The 16,296-nt window shown below is 68.2% G+C and carries 14 protein-coding genes and 3 pseudogenes; 16 read left to right on the plus strand and 1 reads right to left on the minus strand.

The window, feature by feature from the left end; translation table 11 throughout:
• The 14 genes and pseudogenes from A5714_RS26935 to A5714_RS04565 form a co-directional block, all read left to right on the plus strand.
• Positions 1 to 106, plus strand: a pseudogene (locus A5714_RS26935) (hypothetical protein); the annotation flags it as partial.
• Positions 107 to 266: 160 nt separating this feature from the next.
• Entirely contained in the window at positions 267 to 809 is a 543-nt protein-coding gene (locus A5714_RS04505; RefSeq protein WP_008262664.1) for a PadR family transcriptional regulator, read from the plus strand.
• Between the two features lie 60 nt (positions 810 to 869).
• Positions 870 to 1,976 carry an inositol-3-phosphate synthase gene (locus tag A5714_RS04510; protein WP_068070746.1) on the plus strand — a complete coding sequence of 369 codons (1,107 nt, stop codon included), beginning with the start codon at positions 870 to 872 and terminating at the stop codon, positions 1,974 to 1,976.
• Between the two features lie 130 nt (positions 1,977 to 2,106).
• Positions 2,107 to 3,234 (plus strand): LLM class flavin-dependent oxidoreductase, encoded by a 1,128-nt coding sequence (locus tag A5714_RS04515; protein ID WP_068283160.1) that lies wholly within the window; start codon positions 2,107 to 2,109, stop codon positions 3,232 to 3,234.
• A complete protein-coding gene (locus A5714_RS04520; RefSeq protein WP_068070834.1) occupies positions 3,231 to 4,400 on the plus strand; it encodes a sulfotransferase in 1,170 nt (389 codons plus the stop codon). Before A5714_RS04515 ends, A5714_RS04520 begins: the two co-directional genes overlap by 4 nt.
• A 1-nt stretch (position 4,401) precedes the next feature.
• Positions 4,402 to 5,202 (plus strand): sugar phosphate isomerase/epimerase, encoded by an 801-nt coding sequence (locus A5714_RS04525; RefSeq protein ID WP_068283163.1) that lies wholly within the window; start codon positions 4,402 to 4,404, stop codon positions 5,200 to 5,202.
• A 3-nt stretch (positions 5,203 to 5,205) separates the two neighbouring features.
• Entirely contained in the window at positions 5,206 to 6,414 is a 1,209-nt protein-coding gene (locus A5714_RS04530; RefSeq protein ID WP_068283166.1) for a DUF1214 domain-containing protein, read from the plus strand.
• A 26-nt stretch (positions 6,415 to 6,440) separates the two neighbouring features.
• The gene (locus A5714_RS04535; protein ID WP_068283168.1) at positions 6,441 to 7,367 is read left to right on the plus strand and encodes an alpha/beta fold hydrolase; all 927 of its coding nucleotides are present in this window, start codon (positions 6,441 to 6,443) and stop codon (positions 7,365 to 7,367) included.
• A gap of 16 nt (positions 7,368 to 7,383) precedes the next feature.
• Positions 7,384 to 8,175, plus strand: coding sequence for an LLM class F420-dependent oxidoreductase (locus A5714_RS04540; RefSeq protein ID WP_068283172.1), 792 nt, complete (start codon positions 7,384 to 7,386; stop codon positions 8,173 to 8,175).
• 115 nt (positions 8,176 to 8,290) lie between these two features.
• Entirely contained in the window at positions 8,291 to 9,031 is a 741-nt protein-coding gene (locus tag A5714_RS04545; protein ID WP_068283175.1) for a GntR family transcriptional regulator, read from the plus strand.
• A 48-nt stretch (positions 9,032 to 9,079) separates the two neighbouring features.
• Complete coding sequence (locus A5714_RS04550; RefSeq protein WP_068283177.1) at positions 9,080 to 10,897, plus strand: ABC transporter substrate-binding protein/permease; 1,818 nt, start codon at positions 9,080 to 9,082, stop codon at positions 10,895 to 10,897.
• Entirely contained in the window at positions 10,894 to 11,640 is a 747-nt protein-coding gene (locus tag A5714_RS04555) for an amino acid ABC transporter ATP-binding protein (protein WP_068283180.1), read from the plus strand. Before A5714_RS04550 ends, A5714_RS04555 begins: the two co-directional genes overlap by 4 nt.
• Before the next feature lie 64 nt (positions 11,641 to 11,704).
• Positions 11,705 to 12,211: a MarR family winged helix-turn-helix transcriptional regulator gene (locus A5714_RS04560; protein WP_068283184.1), complete on the plus strand. Its 507-nt coding sequence runs from the start codon at positions 11,705 to 11,707 to the stop codon at positions 12,209 to 12,211.
• A 49-nt stretch (positions 12,212 to 12,260) separates the two neighbouring features.
• Complete coding sequence (locus A5714_RS04565; RefSeq protein WP_068283187.1) at positions 12,261 to 12,932, plus strand: SDR family oxidoreductase; 672 nt, start codon at positions 12,261 to 12,263, stop codon at positions 12,930 to 12,932.
• Here A5714_RS04565 and leuS read toward each other — a convergent pair.
• On the minus strand, positions 12,929 to 15,832 hold the full coding sequence (gene leuS, locus A5714_RS04570; protein WP_068283190.1) for a leucine--tRNA ligase: 2,904 nt from the start codon (positions 15,830 to 15,832) through the stop codon (positions 12,929 to 12,931). The two genes, A5714_RS04565 and leuS, sit on opposite strands and share 4 nt — an antisense overlap.
• Before the next feature lie 184 nt (positions 15,833 to 16,016).
• Between leuS and A5714_RS27555 the strand changes: the two are divergent.
• Together A5714_RS27555 and A5714_RS26940 are read left to right on the plus strand one after the other, a co-directional pair.
• Positions 16,017 to 16,232, plus strand: a pseudogene (locus A5714_RS27555) (hypothetical protein); the annotation flags it as partial.
• Positions 16,221 to 16,296, plus strand: a pseudogene (locus tag A5714_RS26940) (hypothetical protein); the annotation flags it as partial. The pseudogenes A5714_RS27555 and A5714_RS26940, both read left to right, overlap by 12 nt.

A 16,296-nucleotide genomic window follows, 5' to 3' on the forward strand; every position in this document is an offset into this window, starting at 1 on the left:
CCCGGGCGCGCTGTCGCTGTCGCTGTATGTCTCCAGCGACTACGGTGGCGGCTACATCGTCTTCGCAGGTGACGGCACCATCAAGCAGCTCAATCTGCCGTCCTAGCGCATTGTTCACGCAGCGGGACGTGGTTCCCGCGCGCCATGACGAATAACGAACGAACAGTAGGTGGTGTTGTGGCGAATATATCGAGACGATACGATTCCGCGAGGCGTCGAACCGTCGTAACAGTCCGTGCAAATCAGTCCCCGGGGAGGTGAGTCGATTGCTGGAGCTCGCCATTCTTGGACTCCTGATCGAGTCACCGATGCACGGCTACGAGTTGCGCAAGCGCCTGACCGGTCTACTCGGCGCGTTCCGGGCGTTTTCGTACGGTTCGCTCTACCCGGCCCTTCGACGGATGCAGGGCGAAGGGTTGATCGCCGAGGACGCCGCTCCGGCCGGCACCCCGGTCCGGCGGGCCCGGCGCGTCTACCAGCTGACCGACGAGGGTCGTCGGCGCTTCGGTGAGCTGGTGGCCGACACCGGGCCGCACAACTACACCGACGACGGCTTCGGCGTGCACTTGGCGTTCTTCAACCGGACTCCGGCCGAGGCGCGGATGCGCATCTTGGAGGGACGCCGCCGTCAGGTCGAGGAACGACGGGAGGGCTTGCGTGAAGCAGTGGCGCGGGCCAGTAGCTCGTTCGACCGCTACACCCGTCAGCTGCATCAACTGGGGCTCGAGTCCAGTGAGCGCGAAGTCAAGTGGCTCAACGAGCTGATCGCTGCGGAGCGGGCGATGCCCGGCCTCTCCGAGCAAACGTAATTCCCACAGAAGTCCGAATCACCCGAGACACAGCAGGTTATGGAGTTAGGAGAACGCCCTATGAGTGAGCACAAGCCGTTGGGGGCGCCGGAGGCGCAGACGGAGGTACGGGTCGCCATCGTCGGCGTCGGCAACTGCGCGTCTTCGCTGGTTCAGGGCGTTCAGTACTACCACGACGCTGACGAGAACAGCACCGTGCCCGGACTGATGCACGTCAAGTTCGGCCGCTACCACGTCCGCGACGTGAAGTTCGTGGCCGCGTTCGACGTGGACGCCAAGAAGGTCGGCTTTGACCTGTCCGAGGCGATCTTCGCCTCGGAGAACAACACCATCAAGATCGCCGACGTGCCGCCCACCAACGTGACGGTGCAGCGCGGCCCGACCCTCGACGGCATCGGCAAGTACTACGCCGACACCATCGAGGTCTCCGACGCCGAGGCGGTCGACGTGGTGAAGGCGCTCAAGGACGCCGAGGTCGACGTGCTGGTGTCCTACCTGCCGGTGGGCTCGGAGGAGGCCGACAAGTTCTACGCCCAGTGCGCGATCGACGCCGGCGTGGCGTTCGTCAACGCGCTGCCGGTGTTCATCGCCAGCGACCCGGTGTGGGCGAAGAAGTTCGCCGACGCCGGTGTGCCGATCGTCGGCGACGACATCAAGAGCCAGGTCGGCGCGACCATCACGCACCGCGTGATGGCCAAGCTGTTCGAAGACCGCGGCGTGCAGCTCGACCGCACCATGCAGCTCAACGTCGGCGGCAACATGGACTTCCTCAACATGCTCGAGCGGGAGCGCCTGGAGTCCAAGAAGATCTCCAAGACGCAGGCCGTCACCTCGAACCTGCAGCGCGAGTTCAAGACCAAGGACGTCCACATCGGCCCGTCCGACCACGTCGGCTGGCTCGACGACCGCAAGTGGGCCTACGTGCGGCTCGAGGGCCGCGCGTTCGGTGATGTGCCGCTGAACCTGGAGTACAAGCTCGAGGTGTGGGACTCGCCGAACTCCGCCGGCGTCATCATCGACGCGGTGCGGGCGGCCAAGATCGCCAAGGACCGCGGCATCGGCGGCCCGGTGATCCCGGCGTCGGCGTACCTCATGAAGAGCCCGCCGCAGCAGCTGCCCGACGACATCGCCCGGGCCCAGCTCGAGGAATTCATCATCGAGGGCTGATCGCCCCTTCGCGACCGCGAGCGTAACGCGGGGGCGATTTCCGGTCGGGATCGCCGTGGCGTTACGCTCGCGGCCGTTTCTGGACCAATCGTCGACACGATGCTGTGCGAGTGCTTAGCATCATGTCTCGATGCCCGTGCACCCCGCCGCGTTCCTGCGCACCACGCTGCCCCTCGACCTGTCCGGGCTGGCCGAGCTGGACAGCGGGCGCTACCACTCGATCTGGCTGCCCGACCACATGGTCAGCTTCTGGCCCGACGCGCTGTGGACGCCGGAATTCACCGATCTGGCTACGGCCTCGCCGTCGCCGCACCGCCATCTCGACGGGCTGGCCGTCGCGGCCGCGGCCGCCGTGCTCACCGAACGGGTTCCGCTCGTCAGCGCCGTCGTCGACACCGTGCGCCGCCATCCCGCACTGTTGGCGCAGACGGCGCTGACCATCGACCACCTTGCGAACGGGCGGTTCATCCTCGGCTTGGGTAGCGGCGAGAGCGAGAACATCGTGCCCTACGGCTTCGACTTCGCGCGGCCGGTCAGCCGCTTCGAGGAGGCGCTGGCGGTGATCCGGCTGCTGTGGGACAGCGACGGGCCGGTGGACTTCGACGGGCGGTTCTACACGCTGCGGCACGCCCGCCTGGACACCGAGCCGTACGCGGGCAGCCCACCGCCGATCTGGATCGGCGCCAGCGGCCCCCGGATGCTCGACATCGCCGGCCGCTACGCCGACGGGTGGTGGCCCGCCGGGGCGTGGACGCCCGACCACTACGCCGACATGCTCGGCGCGGTGCGGGCCTCGGCTGAGCGGGCCGGCCGCGACCCCCAGGCGATCACGCCGTGCTTCATTCAGGTCTGCCTGCTCGGGGCGGACGACGGCGCCCTCGCCGAAATCCTGCGAGCCCCGCTGGTGCAGGCATTCCTGTTGCAGGTGTCGGCAAAGACGTTGCGCACCTTCGGGTTTACCCACCCCATGGGCGAGGACTGGGGCGGTTTCCACGACATCGACCCCGCGCTGCTGACCCGGGAACGCATTCTGCGCTTCGTCGAGGAGGTCGACCCCGAGATGGTGTTGGCCGTCGTGCCCCATGGAACACCGCAAGAGGTGGCCAAGATCGTCAAGACCTACGTGGACGCGGGCCTGCGCGTACCGAAGATTCTCGACTACGGCGCCATGGCCGGGCTGGCCCACGCCGAGACGTCGGCGGCCAATGTCCGCGCCGCCGAGGACGAGCTGGTGCGGTTGTGTGGAGGGCCGGCGTGACGGCGCCCCTGGACGCCGCGCAATTGCTGGCGGCGGCGCAGGCCGAGACGGGGCTGCGCGACTACGGCGATCCGACCCTGCCGGAGCGCTTCGCGGTCGCGGTCGACCACCTCAACGGCCTCGGCATGGACGACGAGGGCCTGCTCGCGGCCGCCCAGGTGTGCCGGTGGTTGCTGACGTCGCGGTTGGAATTCATCGAGGACCGCAACCGGTACCCGATCGCCGCCGAGGTGATCGAGGCTCCGATGTTCGTCACCGGTGAACCCCGTTCGGGCACAACGCTCATGCACGCGCTGATGTCGGTCGATCCGAACGCGCGGGCGCTGCGCTTCTGGGAGGTCATGTACCCGTCGCCGCCGCCCGGCCTGGCGGCCCCCGACGACGATCGCCGCGCCCGCGCCGACGCCGACTGGCGCGAAATCAACGCCAAGATGCCCAAATGGCTGCGCAGCCACCCCTACAACGACATGCTGGGCGACGGGCTGCCCGAGGACGAACGCACGTGGGCGTTCGACTTTCGGGTGATGACGCCCACCGCGTGGTGGCGGGTGCCGATGCAGTCGCTGGTCGGCGGACTGGCCACCGATGCCCCGGCACAGTATCGGCTGCACAAAGCGATGCTTCAACAACTGCAGTACGGCCGGCCGCGAAAACAGTGGATGCTCAAGGGGTTTCATGGGTTCCGGCTCAAGGAAATGTTCGACGCCTATCCGGACGCCACGCTGGTGTGGCTGCACCGCGACCCGGTGCAGGTGGCCGCATCGCGGACCATGATGATGGCCGACATCGCCGAGGGCATGGTGGGTCCCGTGGATCTGCACGCCACCGCGAAGATGCACCTGGAGTTGACCCGCGCCGGTGTGGCCAACACGATGAGCAACCCGATGGTCGACGACCCGCGGATCCTGCACGTGCGCTACACCGACTTCGTTGCCGACCAGGTCGGCACTGTGCGGCGCTACTACGAATTCCGCGGCCGGGAGCTGTCACCGGCGGCCGAGGCGGCGATGCGGAGCTACCTCGCCGACAACAAGGGCGATCGCTACGGGAAGTTCGCCTACTCCACCCAACTGCTGATCGATATCGGTGAGAACCTCGATGATTTGCACGACGAGTTCCGGCCGTTTCGCGAACGCTTCGGCGTCGCGATCGAGAACCGGCGCTGACGTGGCGGCCCACCGGCGCCTGTCGGTCCACAATGTCACTTTCCTGGGCGCGCCGCTGGCGGACCTGTGCTCGCATTGGGGCGCGCTCGGTGTCTCCCGGCTCAGCGTCCTGGACAGCCAGCTGTGCGATCCCGCTTTCGCTAAGGCGTTGCGCGACAACGAGTACGCGGTGGAGGCGGTCTACCACCTCTTCGCCGGCGGCAGCCTGGCGGGCGACGAGGACGCCGCCCGCGCGGCGTTGACCACCGTCATCGATGCGGCCCGCGCGGCGGGCGCCCGCATGGTGTACCTGCTCACCGGGGGCCGGGGCGAGCTCAGCTGGCCACGAGCCGCGGACCGGTTCTGCGCCATGGTCGCCCCGTGCGTGACGCACGCCCGGGCCGCGGGCGTGACGTTGGCGGTCGAAAACGCGTCCAGCCTGTACGCCGACATACACATCGCCCACACGCTGCGCGATACCGTCACCCTCGCCGAGCACGCCGGCCTCGACGTCTGCATCGACGTGTTCCACTGTTGGGCCGAAGGCGATTTCGAGGAATCGCTGCGACGCGCGCTGCCCCGCACCGCACTCATCCAGCTGAGCGACTACGTGCTGGGTGACCGGGCGCTGCCCGGCCGCGCGGTGCCCGGCGACGGCACAATACCGATCCCGGCGCTCATTGCTTCCGCGCTCGACGCCGGTTACGCGCACGGCTTCGACCTCGAACTCATCGGCCCCCGCATCGACCGCGAAGGCCGCCTGGCCGCCGCCGGCCGCGCCTGCGCTGTGGTCGGCGCGCTGCTCGACGAGCTGGGGGCTTGAGCGATGGCTTTTGGTGACGGTCCCGACGACGCGGCCCTGCACGCAGCGTGGGCCGGATTTTGCGACCGGCTACAGCAGGCCGGCGAACAGGTCTTCAAGGAGGCCAACCCCGCCGCCGCGGCGCACCGCGTCGACGCCTACCGGTTCCTGACCCAGAACCTCGGTCAGGCCTTCGATTTGGCGCTGGAGACCCGCGACACCCGCTTCCCGGCGCTGCACACCTTCTGCGGCCCCACCCGCAAGCTGGGCGGCGACTGTGCCGATTTCACCTACCAGCAGGCGTGGATCGACGGCGAGTCGACCTATCGGCTCTCCGGCACCCGCGGGACCGCGAGGTTCTTCAACGTCACCGTTCAGGGCCCGCGCAGCCCGGGACCGGGCGTGCTACACGAGCCCTTTGGTGACACCCCGGAGGCCAATCTGTTGGGCCACCAACTCCAGGTCGACAACGACGGGCGCTTCGCGGTCTACATCGGCGGCCCCGAGCGCGGGCCCAATTGGCTGCCGACCACCGCGGGCTCGCGAAAGTTGTTCGTTCGCCAGGGGTTTGACCGCTGGGATGAGCTGCCCGCCCAGCTGCTGATCGAGCGCGTCGACGTCAACTCGCCCAAGCCGCTGCCCACCACCGCCGACATGCTGCAGGCCATGACCTGGGCCGGCGACTTCGTGACCGGCCTGATGGGCGACTGGCCCGAATTCCCCTTCAGCTACGGCGGGGTGGACGCCGAACGTCCCAACACCTTCGGGCGCGTCGGCGACACCGACGCCGACGCCAAGCGGGGCCGGGCGGCAACCAACATGTACTGGCGGCTGCGCCCCGACGAGGCGCTGATCGTCGAGTTCGACGCCCACGACGGGCTGTGGATGTTCACCAACATGGGCGTCTTCTTCAACAGCATGGACTACCTGTACCGGCCGGTGAGCTACACCCCGAGCCGCACAGCCGTCGACCGTGACGGTCGCATCCGGCTGGTCATGGCCCACCGCGACCCCGGCGTGCACAACTGGGTGGACACGCAGGGCTTCGAGTGCGGCAACCTCACCTACCGGCACATGCTCGACGGAGCACCGGTCGCGCTCGACACCCGTGTCGTCGGCTACGACGCGTTGCTCGACGCCTTGCCCGCGGACACCGCGATGGTCAACGAGGCCGAACGCGCGGCGGCCCTGCGGGAGCGCTTCTGTGCCATTCGCCGCCGATACGTTCTGTGATGCGTCCGCACTAGTGTCTTTAGGTCATGACCGAGATCTCCGACGACGACCTGGCCGGCCTCACCGAATTCTCGTTGCTGACCGAGAACGCCGAGCAGGCGGGCGTGGCCGGGCCGCTGCCTGCGGTCGAGCGGATCGAGTCCGGCGCGGGTGAGAGCCGGATCAGCGCTCTGCGCTGGAGCGGCCAGGCCGCACAGCAGAGCCCACGGATCGTCTTCCTGCACGGCGGGGGCCAGAACGCGCACACCTGGGACACCGTCATCGTCGGCGTGGGCGAACCCGCGCTGGCGGTCGACCTGCCCGGCCACGGCCACTCCGCCTGGCGCGCGGATGGCGACTACTCGCCCCAGCTCAACGCCGACGCGGTGCTGCCCGTGCTGCGGGAGCACGCGCCGCGGGCCGAGCTGCTGGTCGGGATGTCGTTGGGCGGGTTGACGGCGATCCGGCTGGCCGCCCTGGCGCCCGATCTGGTCAACGAGCTGCTGCTGATCGACGTCACCCCCTCGGCGCTGCAACGGCATTCCGAGCTGACCAAGGAACAGCAGGGGACCGTGGCGCTGATGCAGGGGGAGCGGGAATTTCCCAGTTTTCAGGCGATGGTCGACCTGACCGTCGCCGCCGCGCCGCACCGGGAGGTCAAGGCCTTGCGTCGCGGCGTGTTCCACAATTCGCGCCGGCTGGACAACGGCAATTGGACATGGCGTTACGACGCCATCCGCGCCTTCCCCGACTTTGCCGGCCTGTGGGACGACGTGGACCGGCTGGCCGCGCCGGTCACCCTCGTACGCGGCGGCTCGTCGGGTTTCGTCACCGATGAGGACGCGGCCGAACTCGCCCGGCGCGCAAGGCATTTCCGCGTCGCCCACGTCGTTGCCAACTCCGGGCATTCCGTACAAAGCGACCAGCCCGCCGCGCTGATCGACATCCTGCGCGGGGTGCTCGACGCGCGATGAGCCTACGGTGGACGGTATGACTTCCCACCAGCCCATCCGCATCGGTGTCCAACTTCAGCCGCAGCACGCCCCTCATTACGCGCAGGTCCGCGACGCGGTGCGACGCTGCGAAGACCTCGGCGTCGACATCGCGTTCAACTGGGACCATTTCTTCCCGCTCTACGGCGACCCCGACGGCGCGCATTTCGAGTGCTGGACGATGCTGGCCGCTTGGGCGGAGCAAACGTCGCGCATCCAGATCGGCGCCTTGGTGACGTGCAATTCCTACCGAAACCCCGAGTTGCTGGCCGACATGGCCCGCACCGTCGACCACATCTCGGACGGCCGCCTCATTTTGGGAATCGGTTCGGGTTGGAAGCAGCGCGATTACGACGAATACGGCTACGAATTCGGCACGGCCGGCGGTCGCCTGGACGATTTGGCCGAGGCACTCCCGAGGATCAAGGTGCGGCTGGGCAAGCTCAACCCGGCCCCCACCCGCGACATCCCGGTGCTGATCGGCGGCGGCGGTGAGCGCAAGACCCTGCGATTGGTGGCCGAATACGCCGACATTTGGCACAGCTTCAGCTCCGCCGACGAATACCCGGCCAAGTCGGACGTGCTGGGCCGGCACTGCGCCGACGTCGGCCGCGATCCCGCCGCCATCGAGCATTCGGCGGCGGTGAAGAACGACGGTGGGCTGATCGACAACGCCGAAGCGCTCGTCGGCCTGGGCGTCACGCTGCTGACCGTGGGCTGCGACGGCCCCAACTACGATTTGAGCTCCGCGGAGGCGCTCTGTAAGTGGCGCGATTCCCGCCAGGCGTAACGCCGCGCGGTCCGCGCCCACCTTCCTCGGCGAAACACCTCAAACCGCGCGCCAAGTCGTGAGAAACTTCTGGCGCTGGATCGCTGGATCGGTTTGAAAGAGACGCCTAAAACAGATGCCGAAGAAATACGGGGTCAAGGAAAAGGATTTGGTTGTCGCCCATATCCTGCACCTTTTGCTGACGGGTAAGTTGCGCACCGGGGACCGGGTCGACCGCAATGAAATCGCGCTCGGTTTGGGGGTCAGCCGCGTTCCCATTCAAGAGGCACTGGTCCAACTCGAACACGACGGCATCGTGTCCACCCGCTACCACCGCGGGGCATTCGTCGAACGCTTCGACGAGGCAACCGTTCTCGAACACCACGAACTCGACGGCCTCCTCAACGGGATCGCGTCCGCCCGGGCCGCCAGCAACCCGACCCCCGGGATCCTGGGCCAACTCGACGCGCTGATGCGCTCCATGCGCGCCGCCAAAGACTCCCGCGGGTTCACCGACATCGCCGCCGAATACCGGCGCACCCTCAACGAGGAGTACGCCGGGCCGCGGCTGCTCGCTACGATCCGCGCGTCGCAGAACTTGATCCCCCGCGTGTTCTGGATGACCTACCACAGCAGCCGCGAAGAGATGCTGCCGTTCTACGAGGACGAGACGGCCGCCATTCAGCGGCGTGATCCCGAAGCGGCCCGAACGGCGTGCGTAGGGCGGTCCTATCTGATGGCCCAGACCATGCTGGCTGAGCTGTGCCGCCGCCGGGTGTTCACCGCCCCCGACGACCTCGCTCCCGTGGTGGCCGCGCCCGTCCCGGTGCCGGAGGTCACCGAGGCGGTCTGCGGCGAGGCGTCGCTGTTGCTCTGATCCGCTTTTGACGGGCCAAGCCGCCGCGCGCTCGATACGGTGGCAGCAATGAGTGTGCGCGTGGATCGGTGCGCCGGGCGCGGCGCAGAACTGTGCGGGTTGGCGGCGACCATCCTGCTGGTCTGCGCCATGGCCCTGGTCGGTTCCGCGGCACCCGCGGCGGCCGACTGGAACCAGTGCTCCCCCTCCGGGACGGACAGCGCGCGCGCCCTCCCGCAGGACCTGACGACCGCGCCGAAAACGGATCCGGTCGACCGGGACACAACGCCCACCGTCGAACCGCTCGATGCCGTGAGCGCCGACGCCCTGGGCCTGAGCACCCCGGGCGTCTTGACGGTCGGGACGCTCTCGGACGCGCCACCCAACGTCTGCATCAGCCCCACCGGAGAGTTCAGCGGCTTCGACAACCTGGTGTTGCGCGCCATCGCCGGCAAGCTCGGCCTGCCGGTCCGCTTCGTCAGCACGGACTTCGCCGCGCTGCTCGCGCAGGTCGCGTCCCGGCAGTTCGACGTCGGCTCGGCCGCCATCAAAGCCACGCAGCCGCGCCGCCGCACCGTCGCCTTCACCAACGGCTACGACTTCGGCTTTTACTCGCTGGTGGTGCCGCCCGGCTCGGCGATCCACTCGTTCAACGATCTGGCGGGTGGCCAACGGATCGGGGTGGTCCAGGGCACGGTCGAGGAGTCCTACGTCGTCGACACCCTGCACCTCCAGCCGGTCAAGTACCCCGGCTTCGCGACCCTGTACGCGAGCCTCAAGATGCGCCAGATCGACGCGTGGGTGGCGCCCGGGACGCTTGCTGCCACGGTGATCCACCCGGGTGACCCGGCGGTGATCGCCGCCAATACGTTCAGCCCCGGCAACTTCGTCGCCTACGCGGTCGGGCGCGAGAACAAGCCGCTCGTCGACGCGCTCAACTCCGGCCTGGATGCGGTGATCGCCGACGGCACCTGGGCCACCCTGTATTCACAGTGGGTGCCGCGGCCGCTGCCGCCCGGCTGGAAGCCCGGATCCAAGGCCGCTCCCGTCCCCAAGCTGCCGGACTTCGCCGCCATCGCCGCCGCCCAACACCGGCAAACGCAGAGCCCGGCCGCACCGAGGTCGGCCCTGGCGCAGCTGCGCGACTCCTTCTTCAACTGGGACATGTACCGGCAGGCCATCCCCCAACTGCTCACCACGGGGCTTCCGAACACCCTGATCCTGACCAACAGCGCGCTCGTCATCGGCCTGGCGCTCGGCATGGTGTTGGCCATGGCGGGGATCTCGCACTCGCGGTGGTTGCGCTGGCCCGCCCGGATCTACACCGACATCTTTCGCGGCCTTCCCGAAGTGGTCATCATCCTGCTGATCGGGATGGGCGTCGGCCCCCTGGTGGGCGGCCTGACCCACAAGAACCCTTATCCGCTGGGCATCGCGGCGCTCGGGCTGATGGCAGCCGCCTACATCGGCGAGATCCTGCGCGCGGGAATTCAAAGCGTCGACCCCGGGCAACTGGAGGCCTCCCGCGCGCTCGGCTTCAGCTATGCCACCGCGATGCGGCTGGTGGTGGTGCCGCAGGGGATCCGCCGGGTGCTGCCCGCCCTGGTGAACCAAGCCATCGGGCTGCTGAAGGCGTCGGCGTTGGTGTATTTCCTCGGGCTGATCGCCGACCAACGGGAGCTGTTCCAGGTGGGTCGGGACCTCAACGCGCAGACGGGCAACCTGTCGCCGCTGGTGGCCGCGGGCGCCTTCTACCTGATCCTGACCATTCCGCTGACGCACCTGGTCAACTACATCGACGCGAGATTGCGCCGCGGACGGCCGAAGGCGGAACCCGACAAAGGGGCCGCGGTGCTCACCCCGGCGTTGAGCCAGGAAATGACGTGACCGCCGCCGCCCATTGGCCGTCGGTGTCGTTGCGCGCCAGCGAAATTCGCAAGACCCTGGGAGGTGCCGCCGTGCTGCGCGGGGTCGACATCGAGGTGCCCGCCGCGAGCACGGTGGCGGTCATCGGCCCGTCCGGCTCGGGCAAGTCGACGCTGCTGCGGGTGCTCAACCGGCTGTACGAACCCGACGGCGGCGACATCCAACTGGACGGCCGCTCGGTGTTGGATGACGATCCCAACGAACTCCGGCAGCGCATCGGCATGGTGTTCCAGCAGTTCAACTTGTTCCCGCACCTGAGCGTCCTGAAGAACGTCGCCATGGCCCCCCGCAAGCTGCACCGGATGCCCGCCGACGAGGCGCGCGACCTCGCGCTGGCCCAGCTCGACCGAGTTGGCTTGAAGCACAAGGCGGATGCGCGCCCCGGCATGCTCTCCGGCGGCCAACAACAACGGGTCGCCATCGCCCGCGCGCTGGCCATGGCCCCGCAGGTGATGTTCTTCGACGAGGCCACCTCGGCGCTGGATCCGGAAATGGTCAAGGGAATTCTGCAACTGATCGCCGACCTCGGCTCAGACGGCATGACAATGCTCGTGGTCACCCACGAAATGGGCTTTGCTCGCTCGGCATCCGACACCGTGGTTTTCATGGACCACGGCAAGGTCGTGGAATCGGGGCCGCCCGAGCAGCTTTTCGAAGCCGCGCGGACCGAACGCTTGCAGCGTTTTCTGTCCCAAGTGCTTTAAACGGGCTAACTAGTGGGCATTAGTGCGCTTGAACGGTCCTGATATCGCGTTAGACTGCCCGTTTATGGTGGACAGCGAACCCAGCCCGGCCGACGTGGCCGAGCTCGCCGAAGGGCTGCACCGCGCGCTGTCCAAATTGTTTTCGATTCTGCGCCGCGGAGACCCGAGCGCGACCGCGGCCGCGGGCGAACTGACCCTCGCGCAGTTGTCGATTCTGGTGACTTTGCTCGACCAGGGTCCCATCCGGATGACCGACCTGGCCGCCCATGAACGGGTGCGCACCCCCACCACCACCGTGGCGATCCGCCGGCTCGAGAAGGTGGGCCTGGTCAAGCGCTCCCGCGATCCCTCCGATCTGCGGGCGGTGCTCGTCGACATCACGCCACGGGGTCGCGCCGTTCACGGCGAGTCGCTGGCCAACCGGCGCGCCGCCCTGGCTGCCATGCTGGGCCAACTTCCCCTGGCCGACCTCGACATCCTGATGAAGGCGCTGGCGCCGTTGGAGCGGCTGGCCTCGGGCGAGCCCACATCGGGTCCCGTAGGCGAGTCACCGGCCCGCAAAGAGGCCTGAAAACACCTGCTGAGCAAGCGGATTCGCGGCGTCTCGTAGACTGTGCGGCATGCCAACCGCACTCATCACCGGCGCCGGCGGCGGCATCGGTTCCGCCATCGCCGCGGCGCTGGCGCCCACGCACACCCTGCTGCTGGCAGGTCGGCCCTCCGACCGGCTCGACGCGGTGGCCGAGCGACTCGGCGCCACCACGTTTCCGTTGGACCTGACTGACACCGACGAGATTGAGGCCGCTTGTGAAGTGGTCGACGAACTCGACGTCTTGGTGCACAACGCGGGCCTGTCCATCCCCGGCCACGTCGCCGACTCGCACGTCGACGAATGGCGCGCCACGTTCGCGGTCAATGTCTTCGGACCGGTGCACCTGACGCTGGCGCTGCTGCCCGCGCTGCGCAGCGCCCGCGGGCAGGTAATATTCATCAATTCCGGTGCGGGACGCAATGTTTCGCCGGGGATGGCGTCCTACTCCGCCAGCAAGTTCGCGCTCCGGGCCTTCGCCGATTCGTTGCGCAGCGACGAGCCCGACCTGCGGGTCAGCACGGTGTATCCCGGCAGGACCGACAGCGACATGCAACGCGAGCTGGTCGAGTTCGAGGGCGGCCACTACGATCCCGCCAAGTTCCTGAAGCCCGAGACGGTCGCGGCCGCCGTCGCCAACGTGGTGGCGACTCCCCGCGACGGCCACGTCCACGAGGTGGTGCTGCGGCCCGCGGGGCGCTAGACCACCAGGTTCACCAGCCGGCCCGGGACCACGATCACCTTGCGCGGATCCGCGCCCGCCAGGAAAGCCTGCACCTTCTCGTCGGCCAGCGCCGCCGCCTTGAGCGTGTCCTGGTCCGCGTCGGCGGCCACCACCACCCGGCCCCGCACCTTCCCGTTGACCTGGACGGGATATTCGACGGTGTCGTCCACCAGGTGGGCGGGGTCGGCCTTGGGGAACGGCCCGTGGGCCAGCGAGCTGCTATGCCCGAGCCGCTGCCACAACTCTTCGGCCAGGTGCGGCGCCAGCGGCGCCAGCATCAGCACCAACGGCTCGGCCGCCGCGCGGGGCACGGCGTCCCGGTGCTCCTTGGTCAGGTGGTTGGTGTACTCGATCAGCTTCGCCGCGGCGGTGTTGTTGCGCAGCGCCGCATAGTCTTCGGTGACACCGGCGATGGTGCGGTGCAGCACCCGCAGCGTGCCGGCGTCGAGCTCCTGCCCGTCGACGACCCGCGTGACACCGGTCTGTTCGTCGATCACCAGCCGCCACACCCGCTGCAGGAACCGGTGCGCGCCCACGACGTCCTTGGTGGCCCACGGGCGCGAGTACTCCAGCGGTCCCATCGACATCTCGTAGACCCGCAGGGTGTCGGCGCCGTAGTCGTCGCATATCTCGTCCGGTGAAATCGAATTCTTCAGGCTCTTACCGATTTTGCCGAATTCCTGGAAAACCTCGATCTCGCCGTCGGGACCCGGGTAGAAGAAGGTGCCGTCGCGTTCGACGACGCGCTCCGCGGGAACGTAGGAGCCCCGCGCGTCGGTGTAGGCGAAGGCCTGGATGTAACCCTGGTTGACCAGCCGCCGGTACGGTTCACGGGAGCTGACGTGCCCCAAGTCGTAGAGGACCTTGTGCCAGAACCGCGCGTAAAGCAGGTGCAGCACCGCGTGCTCGGCGCCACCGACGTAGAGGTCCACCCCGCCGGGGTCGCGGTCGCCGTGCTCGGCGGGCCGCGGGCCCATCCAGTACGCCTCGTTCTCCTTGGCGCAGAACCGCTCGGAATTGTGCGGGTCGGTGTAGCGCAGCTCGTACCAGGAGCTGCCGGCCCATTGCGGCATGACGTTGGTGTCGCGGGTGTAGGGCTTCAGGCCGTCGCCCAAATCCAACTCCACGTGCACCCAGTCGGTCGCCTTGGCCAGCGGCGGCGAGGGCTCGCTGTCGGCGTCGTCGGGGTCGAACAGCACCGGCGAATAGTCGGGGACGTCGGGCAATTCGACCGGCAGCGCCGCCTCGTCGAGGGCGTGCGGGCGTTCGTCACTGTCGTAGACGATCGGGAACGGCTCACCCCAGTACCGCTGCCGGGCGAAAAGCCAGTCCCGCAGCTTGAATTCGACGCGGGCCTGGCCGCGCCCCTCGGCCGCCAAGCGGTCGGTGATGGCCTGCTTGGCCGCGGCGACGTCCATCCCGTTCAGGAAGCCGGAGTTGACCAGCACCCCGTCACCCGCATAGGCGGACTGCGAAACATCGCCCCCGGCAATGACTTCCACGATGGGTAGCCCGAACTCGCGCGCGAAATCCCAGTCGCGCTGGTCGTGGCCGGGAACGGCCATGATGGCGCCGGTGCCATATCCCGCCAACACGTAGTCGGCGATGAAAATCGGCACCGGCTTACCGTTGGTGGGGTTGGTGGCGTAGCTGCCCAGGAAGACGCCGGTCTTCTCCTTGCTCTCCTGACGCTCCAAATCCGACTTCGACCCGATCGCGCGCCGGTAGGCGGCGACGGCTTCACCGGGGGTGGCCGCACCGTAGGTCCACCGCGGGTCGGTTGCGTCCGGCCACGCCGGCGCGACCAATTCGTCGACCAGGTCGTGTTCGGGCGCCAGGACCAGATAGGTCGCGCCGAACAGCGTGTCGGGGCGGGTGGTGAAGACCTCGATGTCGACCGCGCGGCCGCCGGCCGTCGCGGCCGAGAACAACGCCTTCGCGCCGGTGGACCGGCCGATCCAGTTGCGCTGCATGGTTTTCACCGGCTCGGGCCAGTCGAGCAACTCCAGGTCGTCGAGCAGCCGGTCCGAGTAGGCGGTGATCCGCATCATCCACTGCCGCAACCTTTTCCGGAACACCGGGAAGTTTCCCCGGTCGCTGCGACCGTCGGACGTGACCTCCTCGTTGGCCAGCACTGTGCCCAGGCCGGGGCACCAGTTCACCATCGAGTCGGCGCGGTAAACCAGGCGGTGCCCGTCGATCACGTCGGACCGCTCCCCCGCCGACAGCGCGGCCCAGTCCCGCCCGTCGTCGAGGGTGCTTGCGCCCGAGTCGAATTCGGCGATCAGCTCGGCGATCGGTCGTGCCTTGTTTGCCGCGGGGTCGAACCACGCGTTGTAGATCTGCAGGAAGATCCACTGCGTCCACTTGTAGAACTCCACGTCGGTGGTGGAGAAGCTGCGCCGGGTGTCGTGACCCAGACCCAGGCGGCCCAGCTGCCTGCGGAAGTTGACCACGTTGGCTTCGGTCCTGGTGCGCGGATGGGTGCCGGTCTGCACCGCGTACTGCTCGGCCGGCAAACCGAAAGCATCGAAACCTAACGCGTGCAACACATTACGGCCGGCCATCCGGAAGTAGCGGGCGTAGACGTCGGTGGCGATGTAGCCCAGCGGGTGACCGACGTGCAAGCCTTCGCCCGAGGGGTACGGGAACATGTCCTGCACGAACAACTTGTCGGCGGGAATGGGGGTGCCGTCCTTCGGGGCCAGGGAGCCGACCGGGTTGGGCACGTTGAAGGTTCCAAGCTTGGCCCAGTTGTCCTGCCACGTGCTCTCGATGCGGCCCGCCAGCGCCGCGGTGTAGCGGTGCGGCGGCGCGTCGGAGTCCGTCTGAACGGCGCCGGCGTTGCTTGCTGGCGCGCTGGTCGGGGTTTCGGTCACCTGAACAGGGTATAAGGGCCGCCACGTCGAGAACGCCGGCCACAGCTTGGTCTCGGTTCCGTTGCGCACCGATCAGAGGTTCATCCCAGCTGTGTGTCGAGCCTGTTCACCGCCTTTGACCTGTAGTTACAGTCGGCCTCTATCGACGGCTTCTGGTATCGAGCCTGTGAAAGGACCGACGCAGATGAAAGAGATCGTGCCCGCGCCCCGGGTCGTCCTGGGGGGCCTGATCGCCGGCCTGATCGGCTGTGCGATTGCCACGGGCGGCGCCGCCTCGGCGGACCCGCTGCCACCCGCGCCGGCACCCGCCCCCGCCGTGCCGCCGCCGGCACCGCAGAACCTTGGACCCGAGCTGGTGCCGCCGAGCCACTATCTCGTCGCCCCGCCCGCCGCCGCCCCCAAGACGATGTTCATCGGGGGGCCGGTGAAGCGTGACGCCGCGTTGTGCCTGGCGACGCTGATCA

Origin of the sequence: Mycobacterium sp. E2462 (genome assembly GCF_001672685.1) — a bacterium.
In the GTDB taxonomy this organism is placed as follows: Bacteria; Actinomycetota; Actinomycetes; order Mycobacteriales; family Mycobacteriaceae; genus Mycobacterium.

Coding starts and splice junctions, on each gene's coding strand:
- A5714_RS04565 (WP_068283187.1), top strand. CDS start 12,261: ATGCCAACCGCACTCATCACCGGCGCCGGCGGCGGCATCGGTTCCGCC.
- A5714_RS04540 (WP_068283172.1), top strand. CDS start 7,384: ATGACTTCCCACCAGCCCATCCGCATCGGTGTCCAACTTCAGCCGCAG.
- A5714_RS04545 (WP_068283175.1), top strand. CDS start 8,291: ATGCCGAAGAAATACGGGGTCAAGGAAAAGGATTTGGTTGTCGCCCAT.
- A5714_RS04550 (WP_068283177.1), top strand. CDS start 9,080: ATGAGTGTGCGCGTGGATCGGTGCGCCGGGCGCGGCGCAGAACTGTGC.
- A5714_RS04510 (WP_068070746.1), top strand. CDS start 870: ATGAGTGAGCACAAGCCGTTGGGGGCGCCGGAGGCGCAGACGGAGGTA.
- A5714_RS04515 (WP_068283160.1), top strand. CDS start 2,107: ATGCCCGTGCACCCCGCCGCGTTCCTGCGCACCACGCTGCCCCTCGAC.
- A5714_RS04530 (WP_068283166.1), top strand. CDS start 5,206: ATGGCTTTTGGTGACGGTCCCGACGACGCGGCCCTGCACGCAGCGTGG.
- A5714_RS04560 (WP_068283184.1), top strand. CDS start 11,705: ATGGTGGACAGCGAACCCAGCCCGGCCGACGTGGCCGAGCTCGCCGAA.
- A5714_RS04535 (WP_068283168.1), top strand. CDS start 6,441: ATGACCGAGATCTCCGACGACGACCTGGCCGGCCTCACCGAATTCTCG.